General features: G+C 73.6%; 20 protein-coding genes and 2 tRNA genes. 4 read left to right on the top strand and 18 right to left on the bottom strand.

All coding sequences use genetic code 11. The features are described 5' to 3' along the window. Positions 1–34: 34 nt before the first annotated feature. Complete coding sequence (locus ACZ6CZ_RS01715) at positions 35–1,909, bottom strand: AMP-dependent synthetase/ligase (RefSeq protein ID WP_469013142.1); 1,875 nt, start codon at positions 1,907–1,909, stop codon at positions 35–37. 270 nt (positions 1,910–2,179) lie between these two features. Beyond that, on the bottom strand, positions 2,180–4,054 hold the full coding sequence (lepA, locus tag ACZ6CZ_RS01710; RefSeq protein WP_469013138.1) for a translation elongation factor 4: 1,875 nt from the start codon (positions 4,052–4,054) through the stop codon (positions 2,180–2,182). A gap of 224 nt (positions 4,055–4,278) precedes the next feature. Here lepA and rpsT point away from each other — a divergent pair, with 224 nt between their 5' ends. Further along, positions 4,279–4,545 (top strand): 30S ribosomal protein S20, encoded by a 267-nt coding sequence (rpsT, locus tag ACZ6CZ_RS01705; RefSeq protein ID WP_469013134.1) that lies wholly within the window; start codon positions 4,279–4,281, stop codon positions 4,543–4,545. Positions 4,546–4,738: 193 nt separating this feature from the next. Here the strand turns inward: rpsT and holA are convergent, their stop codons facing one another. The 8 genes from holA to leuS all read right to left on the bottom strand — a co-directional run bounded on the left by holA (position 4,739) and on the right by leuS (position 15,773). Continuing rightward, positions 4,739–5,728 carry a DNA polymerase III subunit delta gene (holA, locus tag ACZ6CZ_RS01700; protein WP_469013130.1) on the bottom strand — a complete coding sequence of 330 codons (990 nt, stop codon included), beginning with the start codon at positions 5,726–5,728 and terminating at the stop codon, positions 4,739–4,741. A gap of 72 nt (positions 5,729–5,800) precedes the next feature. Further along, positions 5,801–6,046, bottom strand: coding sequence for a hypothetical protein (locus tag ACZ6CZ_RS01695; RefSeq protein WP_469013124.1), 246 nt, complete (start codon positions 6,044–6,046; stop codon positions 5,801–5,803). A gap of 29 nt (positions 6,047–6,075) precedes the next feature. Further along, the gene (locus ACZ6CZ_RS01690; protein ID WP_469013121.1) at positions 6,076–6,927 is read right to left on the bottom strand and encodes an arylamine N-acetyltransferase family protein; all 852 of its coding nucleotides are present in this window, start codon (positions 6,925–6,927) and stop codon (positions 6,076–6,078) included. A 4-nt stretch (positions 6,928–6,931) separates the two neighbouring features. Next, on the bottom strand, positions 6,932–9,655 hold the full coding sequence (locus ACZ6CZ_RS01685; RefSeq protein ID WP_469013119.1) for a ComEC/Rec2 family competence protein: 2,724 nt from the start codon (positions 9,653–9,655) through the stop codon (positions 6,932–6,934). Beyond that, entirely contained in the window at positions 9,652–10,866 is a 1,215-nt protein-coding gene (locus ACZ6CZ_RS01680; protein ID WP_469013116.1) for a ComEA family DNA-binding protein, read from the bottom strand. Before ACZ6CZ_RS01680 ends, ACZ6CZ_RS01685 begins: the two co-directional genes overlap by 4 nt. Before the next feature lie 136 nt (positions 10,867–11,002). Beyond that, on the bottom strand, positions 11,003–11,848 hold the full coding sequence (locus ACZ6CZ_RS01675; RefSeq protein WP_469013113.1) for a DegV family protein: 846 nt from the start codon (positions 11,846–11,848) through the stop codon (positions 11,003–11,005). A 92-nt stretch (positions 11,849–11,940) separates the two neighbouring features. Continuing rightward, the gene (locus tag ACZ6CZ_RS01670; protein WP_469013111.1) at positions 11,941–12,675 is read right to left on the bottom strand and encodes a hypothetical protein; all 735 of its coding nucleotides are present in this window, start codon (positions 12,673–12,675) and stop codon (positions 11,941–11,943) included. A 224-nt stretch (positions 12,676–12,899) separates the two neighbouring features. Further along, on the bottom strand, positions 12,900–15,773 hold the full coding sequence (leuS, locus tag ACZ6CZ_RS01665; RefSeq protein ID WP_469013105.1) for a leucine--tRNA ligase: 2,874 nt from the start codon (positions 15,771–15,773) through the stop codon (positions 12,900–12,902). A gap of 588 nt (positions 15,774–16,361) precedes the next feature. Here leuS and ACZ6CZ_RS01660 point away from each other — a divergent pair. Both ACZ6CZ_RS01660 and ACZ6CZ_RS01655 read left to right on the top strand, forming a co-directional pair. Next, positions 16,362–17,660, top strand: coding sequence for a cytochrome b/b6 domain-containing protein (locus ACZ6CZ_RS01660; RefSeq protein ID WP_469014359.1), 1,299 nt, complete (start codon positions 16,362–16,364; stop codon positions 17,658–17,660). Next, entirely contained in the window at positions 17,657–19,267 is a 1,611-nt protein-coding gene (locus ACZ6CZ_RS01655; protein ID WP_469013101.1) for an NADH-ubiquinone oxidoreductase-F iron-sulfur binding region domain-containing protein, read from the top strand. Before ACZ6CZ_RS01660 ends, ACZ6CZ_RS01655 begins: the two co-directional genes overlap by 4 nt. Positions 19,268–19,415: 148 nt before the next feature. Here ACZ6CZ_RS01655 and ACZ6CZ_RS01650 read toward each other — a convergent pair. Then, positions 19,416–19,488 (bottom strand) — tRNA-Ala (locus ACZ6CZ_RS01650). Between the two features lie 139 nt (positions 19,489–19,627). Here ACZ6CZ_RS01650 and ACZ6CZ_RS01645 point away from each other — a divergent pair. Then, a complete protein-coding gene (locus ACZ6CZ_RS01645) occupies positions 19,628–20,848 on the top strand; it encodes a glycosyltransferase 87 family protein (RefSeq protein ID WP_469013096.1) in 1,221 nt (406 codons plus the stop codon). Here the strand turns inward: ACZ6CZ_RS01645 and ACZ6CZ_RS01640 are convergent. The 7 genes from ACZ6CZ_RS01640 to nadD all read right to left on the bottom strand — a co-directional run bounded on the left by ACZ6CZ_RS01640 (position 20,827) and on the right by nadD (position 25,648). Further along, positions 20,827–21,060: a hypothetical protein gene (locus ACZ6CZ_RS01640; RefSeq protein ID WP_003976229.1), complete on the bottom strand. Its 234-nt coding sequence runs from the start codon at positions 21,058–21,060 to the stop codon at positions 20,827–20,829. The genes ACZ6CZ_RS01645 and ACZ6CZ_RS01640 overlap by 22 nt on opposite strands. Positions 21,061–21,063: 3 nt before the next feature. Beyond that, complete coding sequence (locus ACZ6CZ_RS01635) at positions 21,064–21,237, bottom strand: hypothetical protein (protein WP_116151156.1); 174 nt, start codon at positions 21,235–21,237, stop codon at positions 21,064–21,066. A 329-nt stretch (positions 21,238–21,566) separates the two neighbouring features. Then, a tRNA-Ala gene (locus ACZ6CZ_RS01630) sits at positions 21,567–21,639 on the bottom strand. Positions 21,640–21,804: 165 nt separating this feature from the next. Beyond that, on the bottom strand, positions 21,805–22,473 hold the full coding sequence (locus ACZ6CZ_RS01625) for a histidine phosphatase family protein (RefSeq protein ID WP_469013089.1): 669 nt from the start codon (positions 22,471–22,473) through the stop codon (positions 21,805–21,807). Continuing rightward, on the bottom strand, positions 22,470–22,916 hold the full coding sequence (rsfS, locus tag ACZ6CZ_RS01620) for a ribosome silencing factor (protein ID WP_469013087.1): 447 nt from the start codon (positions 22,914–22,916) through the stop codon (positions 22,470–22,472). Before rsfS ends, ACZ6CZ_RS01625 begins: the two co-directional genes overlap by 4 nt. Positions 22,917–23,064: 148 nt before the next feature. Then, the gene (locus ACZ6CZ_RS01615; RefSeq protein ID WP_469013086.1) at positions 23,065–24,909 is read right to left on the bottom strand and encodes an LCP family protein; all 1,845 of its coding nucleotides are present in this window, start codon (positions 24,907–24,909) and stop codon (positions 23,065–23,067) included. 16 nt (positions 24,910–24,925) lie between these two features. Next, entirely contained in the window at positions 24,926–25,648 is a 723-nt protein-coding gene (nadD, locus tag ACZ6CZ_RS01610; RefSeq protein WP_469013085.1) for a nicotinate-nucleotide adenylyltransferase, read from the bottom strand. Positions 25,649–25,650: the final 2 nt, after the last annotated feature.

Raw genomic sequence — 25,650 nt, 5'->3', positions numbered from 1 at the left:
CCGGGCCGGACCGGCCGGGGCCCCGGTCCGCGGCTCAGCCCTCCCGGGACCCGGCGTACATCTCGTCGATGAGGTGCCGGTACGCCCGCTCCACCGCCGGCCGCTTCAGCTTCAGGCTCGGCGTGATCTCGCCGTGCTCCACGTCGAGGTCGCGCGGCAGCAGCCGGAACTTCTTGATGGTCTGCCAGCGCTGGAGCCCGGCGTTGAGCTGCGCCACGTACCCCTCCACCAGCGCCACCGTCTCCGGCGCGGCCACCACCTCGGCGTACGGCCTGCCGCTCAGCCCGTTCTCCTCGGCCCACGCCAGGATGGCGTCCTCGTCCAGGGCGATGAGCGCGGTGCAGTAGTTGCGGTCGGCGCCGTGCACCAGGATGTTGGACACGTACGGGCACACGCCCTTGAACTGGCCCTCGACCTCGGCGGGCGCGACGTACTTGCCGCCGGAGGTCTTGATGAGGTCCTTCTTGCGGTCGGTGATGCGCAGGTAGCCGTCCGGGGACAGCTCGCCGATGTCGCCGGTGTGGAACCAGCCGTCGCTCTCCAGCACCTCGGCGGTCTTCCCGGGCTGCTCGTGGTAGCCCTCCATGATGCCGGGGCCGCGCAGCAGGATCTCGCCGTCGTCGGCGATGCGCACCTCGCAGCCGGGCAGCGGCTTGCCGACCGTGCCGGTGCGGTAGGCCTCGCCGGGGTTGACGAAGGAGGCCGCGGAGGTCTCGGTGAGGCCGTAGCCCTCCAGGATGTGGATGCCGGCGCCTGCGAAGAACAGGCCGATCTCCGGGGCGAGGGCGGAGGCGCCCGAGATGCAGGCGCGCAGCCGTCCGCCGAAGGCCTCGCGCAGCTTGGCGTAGACGAGGGCGTCGGCCACCTTGTGGCGGGTGGACAGGCCCAGCGGGGCGGTGGCGTTGCCGGTGCGCCGGAAGTTGTCCTGGGTGACCCGGGCGTACTCGCGGGAGACCTCGGCGGCCCACTGGAAGATCTTGTACTTGGCCGGTCCGCCGGCGCGTGCCTTGGCGGCGACGCCGTTGTAGACCTTCTCGAAGATGCGCGGCACTGCGGCCATGTAGGTCGGCCGGACCACCGGCAGGTTCTCGATGATCTTGTCGACCCGGCCGTCGACGGCCGTGACGTGGCCGACCTCGATCTGGCCGAAGGTGAGCACCTTGCCGAAGACGTGCGCCAGCGGCAGCCACAGGTACTGCACGTCGTCGCCGTTGATCAGCCCGGTCGCGGCGATGGACTTGGCCATGTACGACCAGTTGTCGTGCGGCAGCCGGACCCCCTTGGGCCGGCCGGTGGTGCCGGAGGTGTAGATGAGGGTGGCGAGCTGCTCCTTGGTGATCGCGCCGACCTTCTCCTTGATCAGCGCGGGGTGCCGCTCCAGGTGGGCGGCGCCGCGGCGCTCCAGTTCCGCCAGGCTCAGCACGTCCTCGGTGCTCTCCACGCCGGCCGGGTCGATGACCACGATGTGCGTGAGGTGGGGCAGTTCGGCGCGCTTCTCCCGCGCCTTGGCGAGCTGGGTGGCGTCCTCGGCGATCAGGATCCGGCTGTCGGAGTCGGCGAGGATGAAGGCCGACTCGTCGGCGTTGGTCTGCGGGTACACCGTGGTGGTGGCCGCGCCGGAGCAGAGGATGCCGAGGTCGGCGAGGATCCACTCGACCCGGGTGGAGGCGGCGAGCGCCACCCGCTGCTCGGGCCGCACGCCCAGCTCGATGAGGCCGGCCGCGATGGCGAACACCCGCTCGCCGGCCTCGGCCCAGGTCAGCGACTTCCAGTCGTCCGGGCCCTCGCCGGAGGCCGGGGGCACGGGGTAGCGGTAGGCCTCGGCGTCCGGTGTGGCCGCCACTCGCTCCAGGAAGAGGGCCGCCACGGACGGCGGACGGTTCTCGATCAGTGTCTGTGTGTCGCTCACGACGTCCTCCGGGGGCCCGCGCCAGTGCGGCCGGCTCAGTGCGGCTGGGTTCGCTCGCTCGGTTGTTTAACTCACGAGTAACTAGCGAGCAGGCATCAGGGTAAGGCGCGTCCGGCCACCGCGTAAGGGGCTACCGGGCGTCACTTTCCACACAGAGCGACCCCGGACACGCGGCGGGGCCCGCCAGGTTTTGCCTGGCAGGCCCCGGTGACACCCGGATCCTGTCCGGGTTCGGCGCGATATGCCGACGTAACGCGCCGTTACCTCTGGTTACTTCTTGCCCTTGCCCGATCCGGCGTTCTCGTCGCTGGAGAGGACGGCGATGAAGGCCTCCTGCGGAACCTCCACGGAACCCACCATCTTCATCCGCTTCTTGCCTTCCTTCTGCTTCTCCAGCAGCTTGCGCTTACGGGAGATGTCGCCGCCGTAGCACTTGGCGAGGACGTCCTTGCGGATGGCGCGGATGGTCTCGCGGGCGATGACCCGGGAGCCGACGGCCGCCTGGATCGGCACCTCGAAGGCCTGCCTCGGGATCAGCTCGCGCAGCTTGGCGACCAGCCGCACCCCGTAGGCGTACGCCGCGTCCTTGTGCGTGATCGCCGAGAAGGCGTCGACCTTGTCGCCGTGCAGCAGGATGTCGACCTTGACCAGGCTGGAGGTCTGCTCGCCGGTGGGCTCGTAGTCCAGCGAGGCGTAGCCGCGGGTCTTGGACTTCAGCTGGTCGAAGAAGTCGAAGACGATCTCGGCGAGCGGCAGCGTGTAGCGGATCTCCACCCGGTCCTCGGACAGGTAGTCCATGCCGAGGAGGGTGCCGCGCCGGGTCTGGCACAGCTCCATGATCGAGCCGATGAACTCGGTGGGCGCGAGGATGGTGGCCCGCACCATCGGCTCGTAGACCTCGCTGATCTTCCCCTCGGGGAACTCGCTGGGGTTGGTGACCGTGTGCTCGGTCCCGTCCTCCATGACGACGCGGTAGACCACGTTCGGCGCGGTGGCGATCAGGTCGAGGTTGAACTCGCGCTCGAGCCGCTCCCGGATCACGTCGAGGTGCAGCAGGCCCAGGAAGCCCACCCGGAAGCCGAAGCCGAGCGCGGCGGAGGTCTCCGGCTCGTAGACCAGGGCCGCGTCGTTGAGCTGGAGCTTGTCCAGGGCGTCGCGCAGCTCGGGGTAGTCGGAGCCGTCCAGCGGGTACAGACCCGAGAACACCATGGGCTTCGGGTCCTTGTACCCGCCGAGCGCCTCGGTGGCCCCCTTGGCCTGGCTGGTGATGGTGTCACCGACCTTGGACTGGCGCACGTCCTTCACACCGGTGATGAGGTAGCCCACCTCACCGACCCCGAGCCCGTCCGCCGGGAACATCTCCGGCGAGCTGACGCCGATCTCCAGCAGCTCGTGGGTGGCGTTGGTGGACATCATCCGGATCCGCTCACGCCGGTTGAGCTGCCCGTCGATGACACGGACGTACGTGACCACGCCCCGGTAGGAGTCGTACACCGAGTCGAAGATCATCGCGCGGGCGGGCGCGTCGGCGACGCCGACCGGCGCCGGGATCTCCTTGACGACCTTGTTCAGCAGCGCGTCGACGCCCAGACCGGTCTTCGCGGAGACCTTGAGCACGTCCTGCGGGTCGCAGCCGACCAGGTTCGCCAGTTCCTCGGCGAACTTCTCGGGCTGCGCGGCCGGCAGGTCGATCTTGTTCAGCACGGGGATGATCGTGAGGTCGTTCTCCATCGCCAGGTAGAGGTTGGCGAGGGTCTGCGCCTCGATGCCCTGGGCGGCGTCGACGAGGAGGATGGTCCCCTCGCAGGCGGCCAGCGACCGCGAGACCTCGTAGGTGAAGTCGACGTGCCCCGGGGTGTCGATCATGTTGAGGATGTGCGTCGTGCCCTGGTCGGGGCCCTCGGTCGGGGCCCAGGGCAGACGCACCGCCTGGGACTTGATCGTGATGCCGCGCTCGCGCTCGATGTCCATCCGGTCGAGGTACTGAGCACGCATCTGCCGCTGCTCGACCACCCCGGTCAGCTGGAGCATCCGGTCGGCGAGCGTGGACTTGCCGTGGTCGATGTGCGCGATGATGCAGAAGTTGCGGATCAGAGCCGGGGCGGTACGGCTCGGCTCGGGCACATGGTTAGGGGTCGCGGGCACGCAGGGTCCTGTCTCTTGAGGCGCCTTATGCCTCGGGTCGGATCGATACGTAGTCTCCATCGTCCCACGCGCGGCGACCGGGGACCGTTTTGGGCCGCCCGAACGACCACTGGTACTGTGGATGGCTGTGCCTCATGCCCTCTCAGCGCGAGGCACGTCGGAAGTTTTCGAATCGCGGTACGGGACCCGAGCGGACCCGTGCCAGAACCTGAAAAGGCTCCTTCGTGGCGAACATCAAGTCCCAGATCAAGCGGATCAAGACCAACGAGAAGGCGCGGCTGCGCAACAAGGCCGTCAAGTCCTCCCTGAAGACCGCGATCCGCAAGGCCCGCGAGGCCGCTGCCGCGGGTGACGTCGAGAAGGCCACCGAGTACCAGCGCGCTGCCGCGCGTCAGCTCGACAAGGCCGTCTCGAAGGGCGTCATCCACAAGAACCAGGCCGCCAACAAGAAGTCGGCGCTTGCTTCGAGGGTCACGACCCTCAAGGGCTGAACCTCCTACTGATCTGACCGCCGGAAGGACCCAGAGCGGGCCCTCTCTCATCCGCTCCCGACCGGCACCCCGAGCCTGTACGCGGCCTGCGTTCGCCACGCGGGTACGGGCTCAGCGAGCATGACACCGAGAACCCCGCCGCCCCTCCCTTCCCCGGAGGAGCGGCGGGGTTCTCGCCGTTCTCGTCCAGCGGTCAGCCGCGCCCGCGCGACCTGGCCGCCCGGGCCACGGTCACCACGGCCTTCTCCAGCGCGTACTCCGGGTCGTCCCCGCCGCCCTTGACCCCGGCGTCGGCGTCGGCGACGGCGCGCAGGGCCGCCGCGACCCCGTCCGGCGTCCAGCCCCGCATCTGCTGCCGCACCCGGTCGATCTTCCACGGCGGCATGCCCAGCTCGCGGGCCAGGTCGGCGGGGCGCCCGCCGCGCGCCGAGGACAGCTTGCCGATCGCCCGCACCCCCTGGGCGAGCGCACTGGTGATCAGCACCGGCGCCACCCCGGTCGACAGCGACCACCGCAGCGCCTCCAGCGCCTCCGCGGTCCGCCCCTCGACCGCCCGGTCCGCCACCTCGAAGCTCGACGCCTCGGCCCGCCCGGTGTAGTACCGCCCGACGACGGCGTCGTCGATCGTGCCCTCGACGTCGGCCACCAGCTGCGCCGCCGCCGACGCCAGCTCCCGCAGGTCGCTGCCGATGGCCTCGACGAGCGTCTGGCACGCCTCCGGGGTGGCCGAGCGGCCCAGGGCCCGGAACTCCCCGCGCACGAAGGCCAGCCGGTCCGCCGGCCTGGTCATCTTCGGGCAGGCGACCTCCCGCGCCCCCGCCTTGCGCGCCGCGTCGAGCAGCGCCTTGCCCTTGGCGCCGCCCGCGTGCAGCAGCACGAGCGTGATCTCCTCGGCGGGCGAGCCCAGATACGCCTTCACGTCCTTGACGGTGTCGGCCGACAGGTCCTGCGCGTTGCGCACGATCACGACCTTCCGCTCCGCGAAGAGCGACGGACTGGTCAGCTCGGCGAGCGTGCCGGGCTGCACCTGGTCCGCGGTCAGATCGCGGACGTCCGTGTCGGCGTCGGAGGCCCGGGCGGCGGCCACCACCTCCTGCACGGCGCGGTCGAGCAGCAGGTCCTCCTGGCCCACGGCCAGGGTCACCGGGGCGAGGGGGTCGTCGTTCGCAGTCTTCCTGGGCATCGCGACAAGCATCCCACGCCCCGCTGACAACGCCCCGGACCCGCTCCCCTGCCCGGCCTCCGCCCCAGCGGGTCACGGCTCCTCGCGCCAGCCGTCCCACCGCGCCGCGAACGCGTCCAGTTCCGCCGGGTCCAGCCGCCCGGCCTCGTCGCGCAGCACCAGCAGCCACTGGGCGTCCTCGGCGTCGTCCTCCCCGGCCAGCGCGTCCCGGACCAGCCGCGGCTCCTCGTCGGTGCCGAACCGCTCCCCGAGCGCGTGCGCGGCCTCCTCGGCGGCGTCGCGGTCGGGCAGCACCAGTACGTGTCTCACATCGCTCACCGCCCCATTCTCCGGCACCCCGCACCGCTTCAGTGGCCGGTGCCGCGCACCACCGGCACCCGGTCCAGCTCGACCCCGAAGTGCTCCCGGTAGGCGGCCAGCACCTCCTCGTCGCTCTTCAGTTCCCGCTCCGCCCGGGCTCCGTCGGCGGCCGTCGTCGTCAGGACGCGCCCGCCGAGCGTGACGCGTCCGCCGTCCTCCGTGACCCGCGAGCACACCGGCGACCGTGTGAAGTGCGACAGCGGCGAGGTGCTGTGCCACCACGCCCCGGCCACGAAGTCACCGAGCACCCGCGGCCGCGTCTCCAGCCGGTACTGCGGCTCGCCGTCCCGCAGCACGACCAGGTCCCCGGCCCCGGCGTCCGCCCCGTCGCCACCGCCCGCCCCGGCGGCGTCCGGCTCCGCCCGCACCACCCGGAACACCCCCGCGGGGTCGGTCTGTTCGCCGCGTTCCGCGAAGGCCAGCGGCCAGTGGCTGTGCGCCCCGAAGCCGACGTCGGCGAGCCACTCACCGCCGTCCGCCGTCCCCACCCGCAGCGCGAGATGGTCGTACGGGATGCCCAGCCGCCCCTCCGCCCCGTGCACCCGCGCCGCCAGCAGCCGCACCCGGTAACCGAGCGCGGCGAGCAACATCGCGAAGGCGCCGTTGAGTTCGTAGCAGAAGCCGCCCCGCCGCGCGTCCACCACCTTCGCCAGCAGCGGGTCCCGGGCCAGCTCGATCTCCTCTCCCAGATGGATCGACAGGTTCTCGAAGGGGACCGTGCGCAGATGGCGCAGGTGCAGCTCGCGCAGGAACTCGGCGGTGGGCCGCTCCGCGCGCGCGACCCCGATCCGGTGGAGGTAGGCCTCGGTCCGGTCCGGACGCAACTCGGCTGGGTTCATGGGATCAGTCTCGCGCCACCCGTATCCGGCCGCCCGCGCCGCCCGTCCCGCCGACCGCGAGCGCACCGTCCCGGTCCGTGCGCAGCACCACCGCCCCGCCGGCCCGCAGCGCCGCCACGGTGCCCGGTGCCGGGTGCCCGTACGGGTTGCCGGCACCGCAGGAGATGAACGCCACCCGCGGCGCGACCAGCCGTATCAGCTCCGGGTCCTGGTGGGCCGAGCCGTGGTGGGCGACCTTCAGCACGTCCACCCCGGCCAGCCCGGCGGCCTCCGGTGATCTCGACAGCGCCTGCTGGGCCGGGGGTTCGAGGTCCCCGAGCAGCAGCAGCCGCAGGCCGGCCGAGCGGGCGAGCAGGGCGACACTGGCGTCGTTGGGGCCGTCCGGCGGCCATGCCGGATGCGCGGGCGGCCACAGCACCCGCCAGGCGAGCGGCCCCGAGCGCCGCTCCTGCCCGGCCACCGCACGGCCCAGCGGGACGTGGTGCGCGGCCGCCTCCCTCCGCACGAACGCCACCTGGTCCGCGGGCTGCTCGTAGCCGGTGGTCTCGATCGCCGCCACCGAGCGGCCCCGCAGCACCCCGGGCAGGCCCGCGACATGGTCGGCGTGGAAGTGGGTCAGCACGACGAGGGGGACGCGGGTGATGCCCAGCTGCCGCAGGCAGTGGTCGACCGGCGCCGGATCGGGCCCGGCGTCCACGACCACCCCGGCGCCCTCGCCCGCCGCGAGCACGGTCGCGTCGCCCTGGCCGACGTCGCACATCGCGAACCGCCACCCCGGCGGCGGCCAGCCCGTGATCACCCGGGTCAGCGGCGCGGGCCGCACCACCAGGACCAGCAGCAGCGCCGCGAGCAGACCGCACCACCCCGGGTGCCGCGACAGCCGCCGCCCGGCCGTCACGACGGCCACCGTGACCACCGCGAGCAGCAGCGCCCCCGGCCAGGTGCCGGGCCAGTCCACTCCGCCGCCGGGCAGCGCGGCACCGGTGCGGGCGACGCCGGCGATCCATCCGGCGGGCCAGCTCGCGCACCAGGCCAGCACCCGGGCGACGGGCATGGCCACCTGGGCCGCCGCCAGCGCCGCGAACCCCAGCACCGTCGCCGGGGCGACCGCGGCCTCGGCCAGCAGGTTGCAGGGCACCGCCACCAGGCTCACCCGGGCCGACAGCACCACCACGACCGGCGCGCACACCGCCTGCGCCGCACCGGCGGCCGCGACCGCCTCCGCCAGGCGTCCGGGCACCCCGCGCCGGCGCAGCGCCTCGCTCCAGCGCGGCGCCGGCAGGAGCAGGGCGCCGGTGGCCAGCACGGAGAGCAGGAAGCCGTAGCCGCGGGCCAGCCACGGGTCGTACAGCACCAGCAGCAGCACGGCCGCCGCCAGCGCCGGCAGCAGGGAGCGACGGCGCCCGGTGGCCAGGGCGAGCAGGGCGACCGCCCCGCAGGCCGCGGCCCGCAGCACGCTCGGGTCGGGCCGGCACACGGCGACGAAGCCCAGGGTGAGCCCCGCCGCGAGCAGCGCGGTCGCGCGCAGGGAGAGCCGGAGGCGCGGGGCGAGGCCACGGCGCTCGGCCCGCTGGGCCAGACCGGGCGGTCCCAGGAGCAGGGCGAGCAGCACGGTGAGGTTGCTGCCGGAGACGGCGAGCGTGTGCGTCAGGTCCGTCGCCCTGAAGGCGTCGTCGAGGTCGGGCGGGACCCGTGAGGTGTCGCCGACGACCAGCCCGGGCAGCAGCGCCCGCGCGTCACCCGGCAGGCCGTCCGTCGCCTCCCTGAGCCCGGCTCGCAGCCGCCCGGCCAGCCGCTGGGGCCCGCTGGGCTCCCCGGTCACCTCGGGCACCGGCCGCACGTGCACCCGCAGCACGGCGGCGGTGCGGTCACCGGCGGTCAGGGCGGGCGCCAGCCGCCCCGCCACCGCCAGCCGCGTGGACGGCAGCAGCCCGAGCCAGGCCGCCCGGGCCGAGGCCCCCGCGCTCCGGGCGCCGCTGTGCACCGGCGGCGGCACGTCCGCGTCGACGACCAGCAGCACGGGCGTCCGCGTCCGCACGCTCTTCCCGTCGGTCTCCTCGACGCGCCGCACCTCCGCCCGGGCCAGCACGGCCACCGGCGCCGCGTGATCGCCCCGGATGTGCGGCCGGCTCAGCCAGGGGTCACCGCTCAGCTCCACCTTGGCGGTCACGGTCGCGTACCGCCGGGTCAGGTCGGGCACCGGTCCCCGGTGCAGGTCCGCCCCGTGCAGCGCGGCCGAGGCGGCGGCGCCGGCCACGCACAGGAGGACGGCGGCGACCGCGGCGCGGGACGCGAGGAGCCGTCCGCGCGGGGCGGCCGACCGGGTCCGCCCGGTCCCGGGGTTGCGGGTCCCCGGGTGGGCGGTCCGCGGGTGGGCGATTCCCGGGTGGGCGGTCCGCGGGTGGGCGATTCCCGGGTGGGCGATTCCCGGGTGGCGGGTCCCGGCTCGCGCCGGCCGTCGCGCCGGGAGCAGGACGATCCCGGCGAGCAGGCAGACGGCCACGATGCCGGCGCTCCACACCGGGGTGGCGTCCAGCGTCAGCGCCGCCGTGACCCAGGCCGCGAGCGCGGGAGGCACCAGGCGCAGGTCGGCCGGTCCCTCCTGGCGCGGGTGGGCGGCGCCGCGCCGGTTCCCGGACGCGGTGTGCACGGCCCGGCGGGCGGCGGTGCCGGGGGTGATGCGGAGGGCGATGGGAGGGGACGCGTCGTCCGGGTGCGGTCGGCTCATGGCCGGACCAGGTTCCTCAGGTCGGCGAAGCGGCGGCTGCCGATGCCGTTGACCTGGCGCAGTTCGTCCACCGAGCGGAAGCCGCCGTGCTGGGCGCGGTAGTCGAGGATGTGCCGGGCCAGCACCGGTCCGACTCCCGGCAGCGCGTCGAGTTGCTCCACGGTCGCCGTGTTGAGGGCGACCGGGGCCGCGCCCGCCGCGGAGCCCGCCGCACCGGAGCCGGCCGGCCCCGCGGGCGCCGGAGCCGCCTGCGCGGGACCGCCGACGACGATCTGCTCGCCGTCCACCAGGAAGCGGGCCCGGTTGAGCCCCGCGGTGCTCGTGCCCGGGCGCACCCCGCCCGCCGCCCGCAGCGCGTCGGTGACCCGTGAACCGGCCGGCAGGCGCTGGATCCCGGGCTCCCTGACCTTGCCGGTGACGTCCACGACGACCTCGCCGGCGGGCGCCCCCGGGGCACCACCGGCGGACGCATCCGCCGGTGCCTGTCCGGGGGCCGGTCCCGCTGCCGGGCCCGGTCCGCTCTCCCGGCCCGCCTGCTGGCGCCGGCCGTCGTCGGCCGCCGTGTCGTACGGGGCCCGGGCTCCCACCACTTCGGGGGCGCTCACCGTCTGGGTCCGGCCCGCCCAGAAGTGCTGCGCGGCGAACGCCCCGGCCAGCGCGAGCACCGCCGCGAGCGCGACGACGCCGCGCCGCTCCATCCCGCACCGCGTCTGCACCCACACCGGCAGGCGCTCCCGCACCGCGAGCCCGGCCCGCTCCCGCCACCCCGGCCGGAGACCCGGCCCCGCGTCGGCGCCGGCCCCGGCCGCCGCGTCCGGCTCCGTGAACGGCGAGGCGACCGGCTGGGCGAACGACTGAGCGAACGACTGGGCAGCCCCGCGCGGTCCGGCGTCCGCCGGTGACGCGGCAGCCCGGACGGGCAGTCCCGGCGCGGTCCCGGTCACCGTCGTCGTCACGGCCGTCACGGCGGACACGCGCCCGGGCGGCGGCCCGTCCGGCGGGTCCGGCTCCCCGCCCGGCGGCCCGTGTCCGGACTCCCGCCGGGGCACGGGAGACTGACCGAAGATCAGTTCCGCTCGGCGGCGCAGCTCCTCCGCGGAGGCGGGGTCGCGACGGGTGCGGCGGTGGTGCCGGAGGCGGCCGTCGGACCGGGGGCCGCGGCCGGGGCCGCTGGTCGCGGCGGTCGTGCGGGAGCGTGATCGAAGTGCCATGCGACGAGGATCGGACATCCCGCCGGATCGCGATGATCTTGCTGGCTTTCCGGGGACAACTCCACAGGTGTGGAAAACTCCGTCACCCGCACGAGTGAACCCGCGAAGCTGACGACCGGTCACGGACGGGTGGGCGTCACCTCGGTGAGACCACCGCGCCCAGCAGTCCGGGTCCCGTGTGCGCCCCGATCACCGCGCCGACCTCGCTCACGTGCAGGTCGGCCAGCCGGGGGACACGGGTGCGCAACCGGTCGGCGAGCGCCGTGGCCCGGTCGGGGGCGGCCAGGTGGTGGACGGCGATGTCGACCTCGGCGCCGCCCGCCCGGTCGGCGACGATCTCCTCGAGCCGGGCGATCGCCCTGGACGCCGTGCGGACCTTCTCCAGCGGTTCGATGCGCCCGCCGCGCAGCTGGAGCAGGGGCTTGACCGCGAGCGCGGAGCCCAGCAGGGCCTGCGCGGCACCGATCCGGCCGCCGCGGCGCAGGTAGTCGAGCGTGTCGACGTAGAAGTACGCGGAGGTGCCCGCCGCCCGTTTCTCCGCGGCGGTGACGGCCTCGTCGGGGGTGCCGCCCGCCTCCGCCGCCTCGGCGGCGGCCAGCGCGCAGAACCCGAGGGCCATGGCGACCATGCCGGTGTCCACCACCCGCACCGGCACCGGAGCCTCCCGGGCGGCGAGGACGGCCGCGTCGTAGGTGCCCGACAGCTCGGCGGAGAGGTGCAGCGAGACGATGCCGGTGGCGCCGGACCCGGCGACCCTGCGGTAGGTCTCCGCGAACACCTGCGGGCTGGGCCGGGAGGTGGTGACGGAACGCCGCTTCTGCAGTGCCTGGGCCAGGGAACGGGTCGAGATCTCGGTGCCCTCTTCGAGCGCCTGGTCGCCGAGGACCACGGTCAGGGGCACCGCGGTGATGCCGTGACGCTCCATCGTCCGCGGCGGCAGGTAGGCCGTTGAATCGGTGACGATCGCGACATGGCGGGACATGAGCTGGAGGTTACCTGGCGTAGCGCGCGGACGGCAGCCCGGCCCCTGCGCCCCCGCTCAGCGAGGCCGGTCCGGGGCCGGATGACGTGACGTCAGGTGGTCTTCTCGGGGCGGGACTTGCGCTGCCAGGGGTAGTCGGGGCGCCGGCCCGGCGGGGAGATCGCGGGCGACGCGGGTTCCTGGCCGGCGGCGGACCGGGCGGTGCCCGGCGCTGTCCGGTGCGCGGCCGGGGAGTCGGCGGGGGCCTCCTGCCGGGGCGGCGGCGGGGCGGACGCGCGGTCGGTGCGGGTCCAGTGCCGCAGGGCGCCCGCCTCGACGTCGATCTGCGCGCTCAGGGCGTCCAGGTCGTCGTCGGCGAAATGGTGGGCGCGGTCGCGGGCCGCCCAGCGCAGCGCGTCGGCGGACCCGGTGATCCGCTCGGTGCGGCGGCGCAGCTCCGGCAGCCGGGCGGCGAGCGTGGCGCGGTCCGGCTCGGACTCCAGGCGTCTGAGGTCGCCGTCCAGTTCGTGTCCGTGGGCGCTGAGCCGCTCGAAGAGGCCGAGGGACTCCTTCAGCGACTCGTCGTCCGCCGCTCCGGCGTGCAGGGCGTCCTGGGTGGCACGCATCGAGGTGCGCAGGGCGAGCCGCAGCTGGGCGACCTCGCCGGCCGGCCCCGGCTGGACGAGGGACTTGGCGCGCAGCGTGTGGTCCTCGACCGTGCGGCGGGCCTGGGTGAGCGTGCGGTCCACACCCCGCTTGGCGGCGCCCACCGCCTTGACCGTGGCGTACGTGCCCAGGCCGATGAACAGCAGGAACAGGAGGGCGAACACGGTGAGCACCACTTCCACGATGTTCCTCCTCCGTCGTCACGAGCGGGAGCGCTCCGCTCTCCACGGTAAACGCAGCGGGCAGGTCCGGAGTTCCGCCGGAACCCCGAACCTGCCCGTAGGGGACTACCCCGAGGCCGGTTCGCCCAGGTCGCCACACCTCACGCGTCACACCCGGTCACCAGGCGTCACCCGTCACACGTCATCCGTCATCCGTCAATCCGTCATCCGTCATCCGTCATCCGTCATCCGGTGACGATGTTGACCAGTTTCGGCGCGCGCACGATCACCTTGCGCACGGCCGCTCCGCCCAGCGCGGCGACGACCTTGTCGTCGGCCAGCGCCGCCTTCTCCAGCTCCTCCTCGGAGATGGACGGCGGCACCTCCAGGCGTGCCTTGACCTTGCCCTTGACCTGCACGACGCAGGTCACGGTCTCGTCCACCACGTAGCGCGGGTCGGCGACCGGGAAGTCCTGGTGGACGACCGAGTCGGTGTGGCCCAGCCGGTGCCACAGCTCCTCGGCGATGTGCGGGGCCAGCGGGGCGACCAGCAGCACCAGCGGTTCCGCGACCGAGCGGGGCACCGTGCCGCCGGCCTTGGTCAGGTGGTTGTTCAGCTCGGTGACCTTGGCGATGGCGGTGTTGAAGCGCAGGCCCTCCAGGTCCTGGCGCACCCCGTCGATCGCCTTGTGCAGGGCGCGCAGCGTCTCCTCGTCGGGCTCGGCGGCGTCCGCGGTGACCTCGCCGGTCGCCTCGTCGACGACGTTGCGCCACAGCCGCTGCAGCAGCCGGAACTGGCCCACCACCGCGCGCGTGTCCCACGGCCGGGAGACGTCCAGCGGGCCCATCGCCATCTCGTACAGCCGCAGGGTGTCGGCGCCGTACTCGGCGGCGATCTCGTCGGGGGTCACCGCGTTCTTCAGCGACTTGCCCATCTTGCCCAGCAGGCGGCTGACCTGCTCGCCCTGGTGGTAGTAGACGCCGTCGCGCTCCTCCACCTCGGCGGCCGGCACGGCGATGCCGCGGCTGTCGCGGTAGACGTAGGCCTGGATCATGCCCTGGTTGAACAGCTTGTGGAACGGCTCCGCGGAGGAGACGTGCCCCAGGTCGTACAGGACCTTGGACCAGAAGCGGGCGTACAGCAGGTGCAGCACGGCGTGCTCGGCGCCGCCGACGTACAGGTCGACGCCGCCGTGCGGCAGGCCCTCGCGCGGGCCCATCCAGTACCGCTCGATCTCCGGGTCGACCAGCCGCTGGTCGTTGTGCGGGTCCAGGTAGCGGAACTCGTACCAGCAGGAGCCGGCCCAGTTGGGCATGGTGTTGGTCTCGCGGCGGTACTTCTTCGGCCCGTCGCCCAGGTCCAGGGTGACGTTGACCCAGTCCTCGTTGCGCGACAGCGGCGTCTCGGGCTGGGTGTCGGCGTCGTCGGGGTCGAAGGTGCGCGGCGAGTAGTCCTCGACCTCGGGCAGCTCCAGCGGCAGCATCGACTCGGGCAGGGCGTGGGCGACGCCCTCCTCGTCGTAGACGATGGGGAAGGGCTCGCCCCAGTAGCGCTGGCGGCTGAACAGCCAGTCGCGCAGGCGGAAGTTGACCGTGCCCTCGCCGATGCCCCGCTCGGCCAGCCACTCGGTGATGCGCGCCTTGGCCTCGGTGACGCCCAGGCCGTCCAGGGTGATGCCGGCGCCGGTGGAGTTGACGATCGTCGCATCGTAGGAGACGAAGGCGTCGTCCCAGTCGGCCGGGTCCGTGCCCCGGCCGTCGCCCGGCTGGACGACGCAGCGCATCGGCAGCTCGAAGGCGCGGGCGAAGGCGAAGTCGCGGCTGTCGTGCGCCGGGACGGCCATGATCGCGCCGGTGCCGTAGCCCATCAGGACGTAGTCGGCGATGAAGACCGGGATCTTCTCGCCGGTGACCGGGTTGGTGGCGAAGGCGCCGGTGAAGACGCCGGTCTTGTCCTTGGCCTCGGCCTGGCGCTCGACGTCGGACTTGGCGGCGGCCTGCGCGCGGTAGGCGGCGACGGCCTCGGCCGGGGTGGCGTGGCCGCCGGTCCACACCTCGTGGGTGCCCTCGGGCCAGGCAGCCGGGGTGAACTTCTCGACCAGCGGGTGCTCGGGGGCCAGCACCATGTAGGTGGCGCCGAACAGGGTGTCCTGGCGGGTGGTGAAGACGGTGATGCGCTCGCCGTCGAGGGGGAAGTCGACGCGGGCGCCCTCGGAGCGGCCGATCCAGTTGCGCTGCTGCAGCTTGATCGCCTCGGGCCAGTCCAGCTCGTCCAGGTCGTCCAGCAGCCGGTCGGCGTAGGCGGTGATGCGCATGTTCCACTGGCGCAGCTTGGCCTTGAAGACGGGGAAGTTGCCGCGCTCGGAGCGGCCGTCGGCGGTGACCTCCTCGTTGGCCAGCACGGTGCCCAGGCCGGGGCACCAGTTGACCGGCGCCTCGGAGGCGTACGCCAGCCGGAAGCCGCCCAGCACCTCGGCGCGCTCGGCGGCGCTCAGCTCGCTCCAGGCGCGTCCGCCGGGCACGGCGCGCTCACCGGACTCGAACCGGGCGATCAGTTCGGAGATCGGGCGGGCCCGGCCGGCCTCGTCGTCGTACCAGGAGTTGAAGATCTGCAGGAAGATCCACTGGGTCCACTTGTAGTAGGCCGGGTCGATCGTGGCGAACGAGCGGCGCCGGTCGTGGCCCAGGCCCAGCCGGCGCAGCTGGGCCTTCATGTTGGCGATGTTGGCCTCGGTGGACACGCGCGGGTGCGTGCCGGTCTGCACCGCGTACTGCTCGGCGGGCAGGCCGAAGGCGTCGAAGCCGAGGGTATGCAGGACGTTGTGGCCGGTCATCCGCTGGAACCGGGCGTACACATCGGTGGCGATGTAGCCCAGGGGGTGGCCCACGTGCAGGCCCGCACCGGAGGGGTACGGGAACATGTCCATGATGAACTTCTTGGGCCGGGCGGCCAGCTCGGGGTCGCCGGCCAGGTCACCCGTGGGGTTCGGCGCGGCGTAGGTGCCCTCGGCGTCCCAGACGTCCTGCCAGCGTGCCTCGATGTCGGCCGCCATGGCGGCCGTGTAGCGGTGCGGCGCCACCTCCGCCGGGGCGGTGGCAGCGGGGTTCGTCTCGCTCATGATCCTCAAAGCTCCATCGGTCGTCTCTGCCTGCGGAAATGAAAAAGCCCCTCGCACAGGAGGGGACGCCGCGCCGATGCCGGCCACCCGTTTCGCCGGTGGCCGGGACTGATCAGCGCGGCCCGCTAAGCAGAAGGCGTACGGCACGCATGGCGTTAGGGTACCGCAGGCCCCGAGCGGGCCGCGACGCGCGGGCGCGGGCCGTGAGCGGGGCGCGACGGGCTTGGGCCGGCCTTGAGCAGAGCGCGACGCGCGTGCGTATGCCTGGGGGACACGCCACTCACCGGCACCGACCTCGCTGAATCACCGTCAAGGATTACTTCGCGTAACGGCCAGTAAAGGACATCGCACCACGTGCACAGAGCGCACGGCACTACGTGCACCAGGCGCACCGCACCGCGCGCGTCAGGCACATTGTCCTTTGATAACAACGCAATAACCGAAACCTCCTACTGATCGGTATGGCTCCACTTAGAGTTCGGCAGCGGGACCGCTTTCCCGAAACTGCTCGGAGTTGCCCCCATGAACCCTCGTCCCCCTCGTCGCAGTACGACCTCGCTCCCCAGACCTGGCCGCTCGGCCTACGGGGTGGCGACCGCCGTCGTCCTGCTGCTGATACCCGTGAGCGTGCTGGTCGGCGGCAGCCAGTTCCGTGAGTTCCTGAACTTCGGCGCCGGAGTGCTGTCCCTGGTCTCGCTCAGCTGCTCGGTGATCTGGGGCCTGCTCGCCCAGGACCGGATCTTCCTCAACACCCGCCAGCGCATCATCGGCCAGGCCGTGCACCGGACGACCGCGGTCGCCTCGATCGCGTTCCTGCTGCTGCACATCACCTCGAAGATCGCGCTCGACCACACCCGGCTGATCGCCGCCGTCATCCCCTTCTCGCTCGGCGTGACCGGCAGCGGGGGCCTGATCGGACTCGGCTCCGTGGCCGGCCTGCTGATGATCTTCGTGGGTGTCACGGGCGCCCTGCGCAGCAACTTCGCCTCGCCCGCGCCGATCGCCGCCCGCTGGCGCGCCATGCACATGCTGGCCTACCCCGCCTGGTGCGCGGCGCTGGTGCACGGCCTGTACGCGGGCCGCTCCGCCAAGCCGGTCTTCGTGATCCTCTACGGCCTCTCCCTGCTGGGCGTCATGGGAGCCCTGGCCCTGCGGTCCGCGCCGCGCCCGGTCAAGCGCAAGGTCGCCGACCGGCTCGTCGCGCTGCTGGGCAGCTCGGAGCGGGCGGGCCTGGACGAGCTGGACGCGAGCCGCTCCCGGGCGGGCGAGTCCGCGCTGCCGGGGTACGAGGGCCGGCGCGAGGAGCGGCGCGAGGACCGGCGCGGGTCCGGGCGGGGGTCCGCCGACGCCGCCGGCACCCGCCGGGCGCCGCTGTACCAGTCCCCGGTGACCCCCGCGGGCCCCGAGCCCGCCCACGGCTACGCGGCCGCCCCGGACCCCGCCGACGGCTTCGCGGCGGCCTACCGGACCGTCTCCGCGCCCGGGCAACCGCAGCAGCCGTTCGCGCCCGGCCCCACCACGCACATGGAGATGCCGCTGGACCTCCAGGGCACGCAGCCCTTCCCGCGCGTGGACGGCCCTTCCAGCACCTCCGGCAGCTGGCCCGTTCCGTCCCCGCCCCCGGTCGGCGAGGCACCGCCGTCGGCGTACGACCCGCTCCAGGACACCGGGTACACGATGCCGCCCTACGACGCGGGCCCCACCGGGTACGGCGGGTACGGCGGACGTGACATGTACGACACCGGTGAGACGAACGCCCGGTACGGCACGTACAACTCGAACGACACGTACGACGGCGCTCCCGCCGCCGAACCAGCGCCCGGGGCGTCCTTCGACACCCCGGGTCCGGGCGAACCCTGGAACACGCCTTCCGGAGGCTATAGGTGAACGAGGCCCTGCCCGACGTCCCGGAGGTCCGCGTGGTCGGCCTTCCGCAGCTCACGTCGGGTTTCGACCTTGTGGAACGACTGGACCTGCCCATGCACCTGAAGGTGCACGGGCCGCTCGAACCCATGGGCGGCGAACAGCTCGCCCAGCTCGCCGAGCGCATCAACCTCAGGGGCCGCGGCGGCGCGGGCTTCCCCTTCCACAGGAAGCTGCGCTCGGTCGCCGAGTCCGCGATCAAGCGCGGTGTGCGGCCGGTCGTCGTCGTCAACGGCAGCGAGGACGAACCGGCCTGCCGCAAGGACACCGTCCTGATCAACCGCGCCCCGCACCTGATCCTCGACGGCGCCCTGCTGTGCGCCGAGGCCCTGGGCGCCCGCACCCTGGTGATCGGCGTCACCCGGGAGTCCACCCAGCGCTCCATGGAGGCCGCGCTCGCCGAACGCGGCCTCAGCAACAGCCGCAGGTCGGCGCTGCGCGCGTCCGTGCAGCGCAACCCGGTGCGGATGGTCACCGGCGCCGCCGCGTCACTGGTGCGCTCCATCGACGGCGGCCCGGCGATCCCGCCCGGCCGCAAGATCAGCGCCTCGCAGAGCGGCGTCGGCGGAGCGCCCACCCTGCTGTCGAACGCCGAGACCTTCGCCCAGCTCGCCGTCGCCGCCCGCATCGGCCCCGAGCGCTACGGCAACACCGGCCTGTACGACGAGCCGGGCACCGTGATGCTCACGGTGTCCGGCGCGGTCGCCCGCCCCATGGTGCTGGAGGTCCCCACGGGCGTGCCGCTGCGCTACGTGCTGCAGCTGGCCGGTGCCCCGCCGGTGCCGCAGGGCGTGCTGACCGGCGGCTACCACGGCAAGTGGATCGACGCGGCGACGGTCGACGAGGCGGTCGTCTCCCGCAACTCCCTCGACGCGGTGGGCGGTTCCCTCGGGGCCGGCGCGATCCTGCCGATCAGCCAGGACACCTGCCCGCTGGGCGAGTCGCTGCGGGTGGCGCAGTGGCTGGCCGAGGAGAGCGCGGGCCAGTGCGGCCCCTGCTACCTCGGTCTGCCGGCGGCCGCGCGCGGCCTGGAGGACATCCTGAACGGCGGCGGGCCGGCCGCCCTCGAGGCGCTCAAGCAGGTCGCGAAGAACGTGAAGCGGCGCGGCGCGTGCTCGCACCCGGACGGCTCCGCCATGTTCCTGGAGTCGACCATCAAGGCGTTCACCGACGACCTGGCCGCGCATGTCCTCGGCAACGGCTGCGGACGGCCCGTGGCGGGCGTCCTGCCGCTGTTCGAGGGGGGCAGAGGGCCGACGGGGCTGCCGGGCGGGCAGGAGCCCGAGGAGACCGGCGCCAGCCGGCAGAAGATCCACGTCGACTGGACGCTGTGCCGGGGCCACGGCCTGTGCGCGGACATCCTGCCCGAGGTCTTCGAACTCGGCGCCGACGGCTTCCCCACCGTGGCGCAGGCGCAGGTGCCGCGGTACGCGGAGGCCAAGGCGCTGCGCGCGGTGCGCCGCTGTCCGGCGCTGGCGCTGCGCATCGAGGAGGACACCCGCGGCCAGGCACCGGCCCGCAACCTTCCGGTCCTGTCGCAGGGCCGCGGCCGCCGCGCCCTGGGCCGCTGACGCCACGCGCGGCGGGCACCCCGGTCGCCGGGGCGCCCGCCGCGCCGCGCACGCACGCATGGGCACGCGCGCGTACGACGGGCGTACGACTCGGGGCACATACGCCGAAGGCGGACCATCCGTTCGGATGATCCGCCTTCTTCTGCTGTGGAGCTAAGGAGAATTGAACTCCTGACCTCCTGCATGCCATGCAGGCGCTCTACCAACTGAGCTATAGCCCCTCGCGGTCCCGCGGTGGAACCGCAGGTGAACCGTGCCGCCCGGTTTCCCCGGCGGCGACGCCAACATTACACGGTCGACGGGGTGGAGCACCAAATCGGTTTCCGTTCTGTACGGATACCGGCGCTAGTGTCTGGCTTCGTGACCGTGATCGCGTACCCCGGAGCCCGACGTCGCACGTCCGCAGCGCTGGGGGCGTGCCTGGTGTCGTTCACGGTGTTCTGCCTCGCGCAGCACACCGCCCAGGTGTCGATGATCGACCTGCTGGTCTACCGGGCGGAGGGGGCCGCCGTCCGGGCCGGCGGCGACCTGTACGCGCTGCGGGCGACGGCCGCGCGGCTGCCGCCCACCTATCCCCCGTTCGCGGCCCTGCTGTTCACGCCGCTGACCCTGCTGGACACCGCGAGCCTGCGCGCGTCGGCGACCGCGGTGAACCTCGCCCTGCTCGTGGCGTTCGTCCGGCTGTCGCTGCGTCTGGTCGGCCACGCGCGCGCGGAGACCGTCTGGTGGGTCGCGGCGGTGGCCGTGTGGTGCGAGCCGGTGTGGACGACCCTGCGCTACGGACAGGTCAACCTGGCGCTGGCCGTCCTGGTGTTGTGGGATCTGTCACGCCGGCCCGGGGCGCCGGGGCACCGGTGGGCCGGCGCCGGTCTGGGGCTGGCGGCGGCGGTGAAGCTCACGCCCGCGCTGTTCACGGTGTTCCTGCTCGCCACCGGTGTCACGGCCCGGCTGCGGGGCGGCGAGGGCGGCCCGTGGCTGCGGCACGCGCGCGGGGCGGTCGCCGCGTTCACCGCGGCGACGCTGCTGGCGGCGGCCGTGCTGCCGTACGACTCCTGGCGGTTCTGGAGCGGGACGGTGTTCCGCGCGAGCCGGGCCGGGCATGCCGAGGAGACCGCGAACCAGGCCCTGCGCGGCGTCGTGGCGCGCTGGCTGCACGCGCCGGAGCCGGGGGCGGTGTGGGCCGCCGCCGCGGCCCTGACGGCCGTCCTGGGGCTCACGGTGGCGGTCACCGCGGAGCTGCGCGGCCGCCGGGCCTGGGCGGTGGGCGCCTGCGCCGTCACGGCACTGCTCGTCAGCCCGGTGTCCTGGTCCCACCACTGGGTGTGGTGCGTCCCGCTGGTCCTGCTGCTGTGGACGCGCCGGCACCGGGTCGCGGCGGCGGGCACGCTGCTGGTGTTCTGCTCGTACGCCCTGTGGTGGGTGCCGCACGGCACCGGGCGCCCCGAACTGCGCCAGTCCGCCGTGCAGTTGGCGCTGTCGGGGCTGTACGCGGGGGCCGGTGTGCTGTTCCTGGCGCTGGCCTGGACATCGTTGCCGGGACCCGCGGGTCCCGGCGGGAGTCAGGCGGTCACGAAGGAGTAGAACCGCTTGAGCGTGCAGTGCTCCTCCAGGAGGCGGCCGTAGATCGGCTCCCCCTCCAGCTCGCGGTAGGTCTCGATCGGGTCGCCTTTTATGATCAGCGCCCGCGCGCACTCCTCGCACCAGTACTGGTAGTCGGGATTGACCGGCTCCATGTCACGGACGATGGGCGTACCACTGCCGCACCAGTCGCACTTTCGCCTGTGTGCACCCATCGATCAGCTCCAGCTGTGGCCGCAGGCCGTGCACACGTAGGAGATCCCGCCGTTGTCGCCGAGGACTTGGGCCACATGCGCGGAACCGCAGGAAGGGCAGCTGAGCCGGGTGGTCGTGTCCCGTATCAACGCCGCACCGAGGAGGTGGCCGCCCTCCTCAAGGATGCTCGCAGGCATCGCTACTCCCTCCCGTCGGGCCGCGCCCCCTTCCGGCCGTTTGATTCTGCCACGGCCGGGCCGATACGGTCAGCGACGCCTCAGTACCAGTCCGGACACAGCACCCGTGCGGCCGGTCCGGCCGGCGCCCGCGCGCGGGCCGGCGTCGCCTCGCCGAGGTATACGCCCGCGGGGCCCCGATGACTCACGCGCGCGGGGAAACAGTGTGCCGAAGACCACGGCGTGGCCCCCGGCGCGACGGCGGGCCCCAACGCAGAAGATCCCGCCCCCTCGAGGGGACGGGATCTTCTTTCACCGATCTCCTGGCGACTCTTTCGAGTGCCGATCCGTGGAGCTAAGGAGAATTGAACTCCTGACCTCCTGCATGCCATGCAGGCGCTCTACCAACTGAGCTATAGCCCCTCGTGCCACGCGGCGGGCCGCATGGTGTCGCGCCCCGCTCGGCGGGGCGAACAAGAAGAACTTTAGCCTGCGACCTGCCGGAAAGTGAAATCCGCGGCCGGGCCGGGTCCGGCCCGCGCGACGGGCCGCCGCCGGTCGCCCCGCCCGGTCGGTCGTCCCGCCCGGTCAGTCGTCGTCGCCGAGGACCGGCTCGGGCAGGGTGCCCGCGTTGTGCTCCAGCAGGCGCCAGCCCCGGGCGCCCTCGCCGAGGACGGACCAGCAGCAGTTGGAGAGGCCGCCGAGGCTCTCCCAGTGGTGGGCCTCCAGGCCCAGCAGGCGCCCGATGGTGGTGCGGATCGTGCCGCCGTGGCTGACCACCACGAGGGTGCCGTCCTCGGGCAGCTTCTCGGCGTGCCGCAGCACCACGGGAGCGGCGCGGTCGGCGACCTCGGTCTCCAGCTCGCCGCCGCCGCGCCGGATCGGCTCGCCGCGCTTCCAGGCGGCGTACTCCTCGCCGTACCGGGCGATGATCTCCTGGTGCGTCAGGCCCTGCCAGACGCCCGCGTAGGTCTCCCGCAGGGCCTCGTCGAGGGTGACGTCGAGGTCGGTCAGGGCGGCCAGCTCGGCGGCCGTGTACGCGGCCCGCCGCAGGTCGGAGGCGACGATCGCGTCGGGCTTCAGGGAGGCGAGCAGCCGGGCGGCGCGGCGGGCCTGCCCGACGCCCGTCTCGGTCAGCTCGACGTCGGTGGTGCCCTGGAAGCGGCGCTCCACGTTCCACAGGGTCTGGCCGTGCCGCCACAGGATGATGCGCCGGCCCCGGCCCCTGCGGTCGCTCACCTCACCGGTGGCGCTCATCGCCACTCCCCGTCCGGCCCCCCGGCGTCCTCGGTGGCCTTCAGCTTGGCGTGCTCCTCGGCCTTGCCCCGGGTGGCCCTGGCGTCGGCGGGCAGGTCGATCTCGGGGCAGTCCTTCCAGAGCCGCTCGAGGGCGTAGAAGACGCGCTCCTCGCTGTGCTGGACGTGGACGACGATGTCGACGTAGTCCAGCAGGATCCAGCGGGCGTCGCGGTCGCCCTCGCGGCGGACCGGCTTGGCGCCGAGCTCCTTGGAGAGGCGCTCCTCGATCTCGTCGACGATCGACTTGACCTGGCGGTCGTTGGGCGCGGAGGCCACGAGGAAGGCGTCGGTGATCGACAGGACGTCGCTGACGTCATAGGCGATCACGTCGTGGGCGAGCTTGTCGGCGGCCGCCTGGGCGGCGGTGCTGACGAGTTGCAGGGAACGGTCTGTGGCGGTCACTACGTGGCTTTCGGTCGGCGGGCACTTGTCCTCAAGGGTCTCACGGACCGCCGGGCCCACCCACGTGATCGGTGGATCACCGCCCGGCGGCCCCCGCCGGCGCCCGGGCACCGGGTGCCCGGGCGTGCCCGGAGGGGAGCGGGCGTGCTCAGGAGGCCGCGGGCCGGTAGTCCCGGCCCAGGACGACCGAGACGTCGGCGTTGGCGGAGACCGTGCCCTTCTTCACCGCGGCGGCGTCCAGACCCAGCGTCTTGGCCACCTCGGTGGCGTCGGCCTTGCGGGCGGCGTCGGCGTAGATCACCTCGGAGGTGTCCTGGGCGGTGGCGGGGGAGCCGCCCTCCAGGAAGGTGAAGCCGCCGTTGAGGAGCACCACGCGCGCCTTCTCGCTGTCGTCCTTCACGCCGGTGGCGTTCTGCACGGAGACGCGGACGGCCGCGCCCGCCGCGGGACTCTTGGCGGTGCCGCCGAGGATGTCCTTCACCACGCTGGAGCTGGTGTCCGCGCTGAGGGTGCCGTCGCCGCGCACCGGCAGCAGCGCCGTGCGGTAGTCGCCGCCCTTGGCGAGGTCGGCGAGCTTGGCGAGGAAGGTGCCGAGGTCGTGGTCGGTCAGCGACGGGTCGAGGATCTGCGCGAGGGTCCGCACGGTGGTCGTGGCGCCGGCCGGGTCGGAGGACATCTTGCGCAGCACGCCCTGCATGACCTGCCCGAACCGCTGCAACTGCGCGTTCTGCGACTCCCCGGGAGCGCGGTAGGTGGCGTACGCGACGGCCGCCTTGCCGCTGAGGCTCTGCCGCTCGCCCCGGTGGACGAGCGGCGCGGTGCCCTTCTTGCCGGACGGGTCGGGCACGTCGGCGTCGGTGTCCGCCTCGATGCCGCCCACCAGGTCGACGAGGTTCTGCAGGTAAGGGGTGTCCAGGCGCCAGGTGCCCTGGATGTCGGTGCCGAGGACGGTGTCGAGCTGGTCCTGGGTGCCGGAGGAGCCGTCGTCGTCGACGGACTTGGCGAGGGTCGTGGTGGTGCCGTCGTCGCCGGCGAGGGCGAGGGAGTTGGGCAGCAGGACGGTGGTGCCCTGCGCGGTGGTGGTGTTGTCGACGAGCAGGGCCGTGGAGGTGCCGCCCTTGGCGGTGTTGTGCAGGTGGACGACGATCACGTCGCGCTTCTGGGCGGCCACCGGGGTGGCGGTGCCCGTCCTGGAGCCGCCGGAGGACAGGCCGGGCAGCTTCCCGGCGTACCAGAGGTAGCCGGCGCCGCCGGCCACGACCAGGGCGAGGACGACGACGAGGGCGGTGACCCGGCCGCGGGCACGGCGGCGGGCCTCCTCGCGGCGCTCGGTGCGGTTCTCGGTGAACTTCAGCCAGTCGATGACGTCCTCGGACTCGGCGTCCGGGTCCTCGACGAAGGCGAACTGCTCGGTGCGGTAGTCCCGATCGCCGTCCCCGCCGTCCCCGCCGCCCTCACCGTCACCGTCGCCGCCGGGCGCCGGCGGTGCAACGGGTTCCGGGTCCGGACGGGTCTCCGGGCGGCCCTGCTGCGGGATGTACGCGGTCTGCTCCGCGACCCTGGGCTGCCGGCCGCCGGGGGCCGCCTGCCCGTAGGGGTCGTAGGCGGGGGCGGGAGCGGGGGCGCCGCCCTGCCCGGCCCCGTACGGGCCGTAGGAGTCGTAGGAGCCGTACGCGGCCTCACGGGAGTCGTGGGCGGGGTCGTAGGCGGCGCCGGTGGTGCCGTAGGCGGCGTCGGGGGAGCCGTAGGCGGGGGGCGGCTGCTGCCCGCCGGTGCCGTAGGGGTCGTGGGAGGGCGCGGGCTGCTGCGGGCCGGTGGCGTACGGGTCGTAGCCGTGGCCCTGCTGCTGCCCGTAGGGGTCGTAGTGCTGCTGCTGCGGGGCCTGCTGTGCCTGGACCTGCTGGTAGACGGGCCGGCCGTACTCGTCGTAGCCGACGACCTCGTACTGGTCGGCGCCGTACCCCGCGTTCCCCGCGTCGTATCGGTCGTTCACCGGTGCCCCTCTCGGTTCACTCGCCGCGGTACAGCTCGCGCTTGTCGATGTAGCGCACGACCCCGTCCGGCACCATGTACCAGATGGGGTCGCCCTTGGCGACTCTCGCACGGCAGTCCGTGGACGAGATGGCCAGGGCCGGGACCTCGACGAGCGAGACGCCGCCCTCCGGGAGACCGGGGTTGGTCAGCTGGTGGCCGGGGCGGGTGACCCCGATGAAGTGCGCCAGCGAGAACAGCTCCTCCGTGTCGCGCCAGGTCAGCAGCTGGGCGAGGGCGTCGGCACCGGTGATGAAGAACAGGTCCGTGTCCGGGTTCAGCGCGCGCAGGTCACGCAGGGTGTCCACGGTGTAGGTGAGGCCGCCGCGGTCGATGTCGATGCGGCTGACGGAGAACTGCGGGTTCTCGGCGGTGGCGATGACCGTCATCAGGTAGCGGTCCTCGGCCGGGGAGACCGTGCGGTGGCTCTTCTGCCAGGGCTCGCCGGTGGGCACGAAGACCACCTCGTCCAGACAGAAGCGCGCGGCGACCTCGCTGGCCGCCACCAGGTGGCCGTGGTGGATCGGGTCGAACGTGCCGCCCATGACGCCGAGGCGGCGCCTGCCGGTGTGCGCGGGGCCGCTGCCGGGCCGGTGCGCGGGCTCCCCGGCCGGGCCGGCGGCCGGTCCGGGGGCGGCGGCGGCCTCGGTGGCGTCGGTGGCGAAACTCGCCGGACCGGTAGGCATGTCCTGCTCTCCCATGC

The sequence above is a fragment of the Streptomyces sp. NPDC041135 genome (genome assembly GCF_055592085.1).
Note: the sequence above shows the minus strand (reverse complement) of the source record. Positions and strands in the feature narration are given on the sequence as shown.

Bases quoted from the DNA above. Each gene is read 5' to 3' on its own strand.
- ACZ6CZ_RS01640 (WP_003976229.1), bottom strand. From the start codon at position 21,060: ATGGGTGCACACAGGCGAAAGTGCGACTGGTGCGGCAGTGGTACGCCC.
- ACZ6CZ_RS01685 (WP_469013119.1), bottom strand. From the start codon at position 9,655: ATGAGCCGACCGCACCCGGACGACGCGTCCCCTCCCATCGCCCTCCGC.
- leuS (WP_469013105.1), bottom strand. From the start codon at position 15,773: ATGAGCGAGACGAACCCCGCTGCCACCGCCCCGGCGGAGGTGGCGCCG.
- holA (WP_469013130.1), bottom strand. From the start codon at position 5,728: ATGCCCAGGAAGACTGCGAACGACGACCCCCTCGCCCCGGTGACCCTG.
- ACZ6CZ_RS01635 (WP_116151156.1), bottom strand. From the start codon at position 21,237: ATGCCTGCGAGCATCCTTGAGGAGGGCGGCCACCTCCTCGGTGCGGCG.
- ACZ6CZ_RS01675 (WP_469013113.1), bottom strand. From the start codon at position 11,848: ATGTCCCGCCATGTCGCGATCGTCACCGATTCAACGGCCTACCTGCCG.
- nadD (WP_469013085.1), bottom strand. From the start codon at position 25,648: ATGGGAGAGCAGGACATGCCTACCGGTCCGGCGAGTTTCGCCACCGAC.
- ACZ6CZ_RS01690 (WP_469013121.1), bottom strand. From the start codon at position 6,927: ATGAACCCAGCCGAGTTGCGTCCGGACCGGACCGAGGCCTACCTCCAC.
- ACZ6CZ_RS01680 (WP_469013116.1), bottom strand. From the start codon at position 10,866: ATGGCACTTCGATCACGCTCCCGCACGACCGCCGCGACCAGCGGCCCC.
- ACZ6CZ_RS01625 (WP_469013089.1), bottom strand. From the start codon at position 22,473: ATGAGCGCCACCGGTGAGGTGAGCGACCGCAGGGGCCGGGGCCGGCGC.